Below are 4844 nucleotides of genomic sequence, written 5' to 3'. Positions count from 1 at the left end.
ATGCTTAGATAAGTCAAGGGTTTCTCAACGCTGAATGTTTTATAATTTCTGATTTTGAAAGTAATTCATCTATTTTCCCTCCCCAATATTTTTGAGACAATTGCATTGCTGAACATAATTCTTTATGCAACTTATCATAAGACTTTAATGTTGATTCGCTACATAACGGTATGGCATTAATCCCTGTACACTCGGTCATATAAGCATGTATTCTTTGCTGCATATCAAACATTGAGGTTTTAATATCTTTCTCTTGCTGAGTGCAAAACCGCAAAAAATCAATAAGGCTTGTTTTTGTTTCTTTACATACGGTCAATATAATTTCTAAATCAGAGACACTACAGAAATGAATATTTTCCAATAGAATTTTGTTTTTTATCTCATGAGTAATACCATGGTTATAATCTTGACCTAGATATTCATATAGTTGCTTTGCATGCCCCAAATAGAAATCTTGATGGGTGACAATCAATGCAAATCGATTCTCATAGGTTGATATATTATCATAATCCAAACTTTTAAGTATTTCTATACACTCTGATATTTGTAAAATACCTTTGATGTGGAAATTTTTAATTTTATCTTTAATTATCTTAGGTGAGTCACTTACCAGCACATGTTGTGATGGTTCAACACCTTTCGCGTCAATATAGACTGTTCCACCTTGCATACAGCATATAAAATCGACTACCTTTCCCTTTTTATTATTTTTCTTATATAGGCGATTTATTTCATTTTCATCTACAACATCTATGTTATGTTCCAAGAGAGTTTGGCATACAAACCGTTCAAAGACCTTAGTGAATTTATCCCTAAAAGTCTGTGGTTCAAGTGACTTCAGTGTTCTTAAAACAAACTCACTAATACCTATTGTCGCAACGTAGGTATGGTAAATAGATATCCCCTTATCTAAACAAATCAATGGGCGCTCAATTACAAATGGTTCCGCATGATAATCTGATGCTTTAATTGGACCAGAATTATTCCTTTTAGCCTGAATAAACTCACGCGCACTATATAAATTTGCCCCTAAAGCATGAATCATGGCATCAATTTCAAATATGCTATAGAAGGGATGAAGCTTTACGATTAGCTGAGTATAAGTTAAGAATAACAGTTTTTTATCTTTGAATAAGACTAGAAGGAATAATGCGAATACAAAAAATTTCTCTAAAGAAACACCTGTTGCTTTCTTGAACTCCGTCTCAAAGAAATCACTTGTGTTTTTAGCACAAATCATTGAATAAAGTCTAACCAAGAAGGTGACATGAATATTCTGATTCTCCTGGAATCTTAATTGTTTAATTAGAAAGCTACGGATAGTCAAAAAAACATTTTCTGAACCATCTATGTTGGATGCTTTTGATTGCAATTCCCATATTTCATTCAATATTTTATAAACATCGTGTTCGCTTGCATCAACAGCATTTATACTCGGTTCAACTTCTAATACCCAATCTAACATTAGACAAGAAATCCAAGCTCGGTCATACGCTTTGTTATTCTGAGCAGATGACGCATGTAGTCTATTAAGCAAGTGGGTCACTACAGATTCCGTTTTATATCTTTTGATTTTACCTCTAATTCTCTCTACATCATGTAAATATGACATACCTAACATAACTCCTATCCATAGTTATATTTATTAATATGTTGTTCACAACGACCGATTAGACAGTGGAAGCCACAGTTTTCCACCGTCAATATAAGTCACTCCCCCAACCTCTCCGCCAAACCGGAATAACGCTCGGTCTTTTTCCGCACCGCTTGGGCCAGCAGGGCGCGATCGCCGTAGAGATCGAGGCGCGCCTTGGCGCGGGTGATGCCGGTATAGACCAGCTCGCGGGTCAGCAGCGGGCTGGGGCTGTCGGGCAGCACCAGCACGGTATGGGCAAACTCGGAGCCCTGGGATTTGTGGATGGTCATGGCATAGACGGTCTCGTGGGGCGGCAGCCGACTGGGCAACAGGGCGCGCAAGGTGCCGTCCGGCTGCTCAAACCAGACCTTCAACCGGCCAGTTTCATCGGGCAGGCAGAGCCCCATATCGCCGTTGTAGAGGCCGACCCCGTGATCGTTGCGCACCACCATCACCGGGCGACCGGCATACCAGTCGCCATCGCGGGCAATCAGGCCAGCCCGTGACAGGGCCAGTTCGAGCCGCTCGTTAAGACCCAGTACCCCGAACGGGCCATCGCGCAGGGCGCAGAGGATCTGGAAGCTGTTGAATGCCTTGAACACGGCGGCGGGCGCTTCCCCCGCGCGGGCCGCCTTCAGATAGTTGCCGTAACCGGCCACCCCCTGGGCAATCAGGGCATCGTAGGCCTCCCCGGCCCAGGGGTGCAGGCTGATATCGGCAAAGCCCATGCCCCAGACTGATTCCACCCCCGTGGCATCGCCGCTGTTGCAGGCGCGCGCCAGCTGACCAATGCCCGAATGCTGATCAAAGCGCCAGCTCTTGGCCAGCAAACAGAGACTGTCGCGCACCGGAGCCCCCGCGGGCGTGCCTTGCAGGCGGTAGCCGGTCTGGCGGGAGAGCCAATCCGCCTGCGCCGGGCTGATGCCCTGTTCGATAAAGCTGCAGATATCGCCGAGCACGGCCCCCGCCTCCACCGAGGCGAGCTGATCCTTGTCGCCGAGCAGGATCAGGCGGGCGTGGCTCGGCAACGCATCGAGCAGGCGCGCCATCATCGGCAGGTCAACCATGGAGGCCTCATCCACCACCAGCAGGTCGAGGTGCAGCGGGTTGCCCGCGTGGTGGCGGAACTGGCTGCGCCCCGGAATGACCCCGAGCAACCGGTGCAAGGTGCCCGCTTCGGTGGGGATCGCCTCCACCCACTCGGGGGGCAGATCGAGGGCCTGCAGGGCAGAGCCGATACTCTCGGTGAGGCGCGCCGCCGCCTTGCCGGTGGGGGCCACCAGCCGGATCGCCGGGGCCTTGCCTGCTTGCAGGCCGGTCTCCACCAGAATGGCGAGCAGTTTGGCAACCGTGGTGGTCTTGCCGGTGCCGGGGCCACCCGAGATCACCGCAAAGGGGCGCGCCGCCGCGGTGGCCGCCGCCAGCTTCTGGCCGTTGCAGCAGAACGCCTCGGGCACCAGTGCATCCAGCTTGCTCAAGTCGCTCGCCGCCTGCGCGCTGGCCAGCAGCCCTTCGATGGCGGGCCAGTCCACTTCGCTCGGGAACACCAGATCCAGATACTTCTCGATAAAGTGGCGGGCCGAGAAATCGGGGGCGAGGCGGGCCTTGAGCAGCGCCCCGAACACCAGCCCGTAATCGCGGGCAAACAGCCGCGACAGGGCCGGGGCGATCTCCGGCCATTCGGCGCGTTCACTCAAGGCGCGCAGATGGCGGGCCACTCCCTGCTCGTGATCGTGGTAGCGGGTGAGATAGAGTCGCCCGTGCCAGAGCCGCAGCGGCCAGCGCGGGGCGAGCCCCTCATCCTGCTCGGTGCCAACGAGCTGGCTTGCCGCAAACAGCGCTGGCCAACGGGCCGGATCCGCCAGATCCCCCAGCAGATCCCGGCTCTGCTGGGGATCCAGCCCGAACGGGCGCAATGATCCGGCGACAAGCATCTCCAGCGGCAGGCAAACATGACCGCGCCCCAGCTCGAAGCAGGTGAGCGCCGCCCCCAACACCAGCTCGGGGCTGCCGCCAAGGTCGGCCACCAGCCGGGCAAATTGCAGATCCAGCTGGCGGATACGGCCGGCCAGCGCCAGTGTTTTCAACCGTTCAACCATCATTGTGCTGGTCGCGGTGCTGCTCATGGTGCCGCTCATGCCTCTACCTCGTTTAATTCTGTTGATGAAACACCGCCAGAGCGATCACCGTTTCTAAACAACTCATCCAGCCCCTGCACCAGTTCACGGCTCGGGCGGGTATGGAAAATGCCCCCCTGCGGCATGCCGCGCAGGAACAGATAGAAGACCCCGCCAAAGTGCTGCTCGAAGTCGTAGCCCGGCAGGCGCAGGGTGAGCAGCCGGTGCAGCGCCAGCGAGTAGAGCTGGTATTGCAGGTCGTAGCGGTGCTCGGCCATCGCCCGCTCCAGCGCCGGACGGCTGTAATCGGCGGGGCTCATGCCGAGATGGTTCGATTTGTAGTCGAGCAGATACCAGCGTCCCTGCCACTCGAACACCAGATCGATAAAGCCCTTGAGCATCCCCTGCACGGTGGCAAAGCTGAGCGGCTTGTTGCCCCGCGACAGCGGGTCGTGCTGCTGGCAGAGGGCTGTCAGCGCCGGTGCCGTCACCCGCCCCATGGGCAGGAAGAACTCCAGCTCCACCTGCTTGCGCTCGGGGGCCAGATCCCGCAGCCGCACCGGCTCGCCAAAGCCAGTCTCCAGCGGGGTATCGAGCACCGCCTCCACCTGCTGTTGCAGCACGGGCGCCCAGCTTTCGTCAAAGCCATCCTGCGCCAGCAGGGTGGCGATGTGCTCCGCCAGCGAGTCGCCGCCGGCGCTTTGAAAATCGATGGTCTCGAACAGGCTGTGCAGCAGGGTGCCGGGGCGCGCCCCTTTCGGGAAGGTGAAGATGGAGGGCTGGGGTGCCTCGTCCGGTTGCTCGGCAGCCAATGCAGCCGCCTCGGTCACCACCTCGTCATCGAAGCCGGGATTGGCCAAGACCCCCTTGCTGTGGCCGTGCCCCTGCGCCGCCAGCCCGGAGTAGGAGCTGATCCACCAGTCCCGCTCAAGGGAGCCGCTAAAGTGGCGCACCTGCGGCTCGCCCAGCAGCTCCTCCTCTGGCGGCAGCGGGGCCGGACGGGTGAGCGAGGGCTCACCGACGGCCACCCCGGGCAACGCCTGTGCCAGCTCAGTGAGGGCGGTCGCCAGCGTCTGTGCATCCCCCTCTTC

At 55.1% G+C, this 4844-nt stretch carries 3 protein-coding genes; all 3 read right to left on the bottom strand.

What is annotated here, in order from left to right; all coding sequences use genetic code 11:
* Window positions 1–13 precede the first annotated feature (13 nt).
* Window positions 14–1621 (bottom strand): GapS1 family protein, encoded by a 1608-nt coding sequence (gene gapS1, locus AACS18_RS14345; protein WP_146184766.1) that lies wholly within the window; start codon window positions 1619–1621, stop codon window positions 14–16.
* 89 nt (window positions 1622–1710) lie between these two features.
* Complete coding sequence (gene recD, locus AACS18_RS14340) at window positions 1711–3774, bottom strand: exodeoxyribonuclease V subunit alpha (RefSeq protein WP_108612515.1); 2064 nt, start codon at window positions 3772–3774, stop codon at window positions 1711–1713.
* On the bottom strand, window positions 3771–4844 hold a 1074-nt coding region (locus tag AACS18_RS14335), incomplete at its 5' end, for a PD-(D/E)XK nuclease family protein (protein WP_181363286.1). The genes AACS18_RS14335 and recD, both read right to left, overlap by 4 nt.

The organism is Aeromonas sp. HMWF015, from assembly GCF_963878965.1.
Lineage (GTDB): Bacteria > Pseudomonadota > Gammaproteobacteria > Enterobacterales > Aeromonadaceae > Aeromonas > Aeromonas veronii.
Note: the sequence above shows the minus strand (reverse complement) of the source record. Positions and strands in the feature narration are given on the sequence as shown.

Bases quoted from the DNA above. Each gene is read 5' to 3' on its own strand.
- gapS1 (WP_146184766.1), bottom strand. From the start codon at position 1,621: ATGTTAGGTATGTCATATTTACATGATGTAGAGAGAATTAGAGGTAAA.
- recD (WP_108612515.1), bottom strand. From the start codon at position 3,774: ATGAGCGGCACCATGAGCAGCACCGCGACCAGCACAATGATGGTTGAA.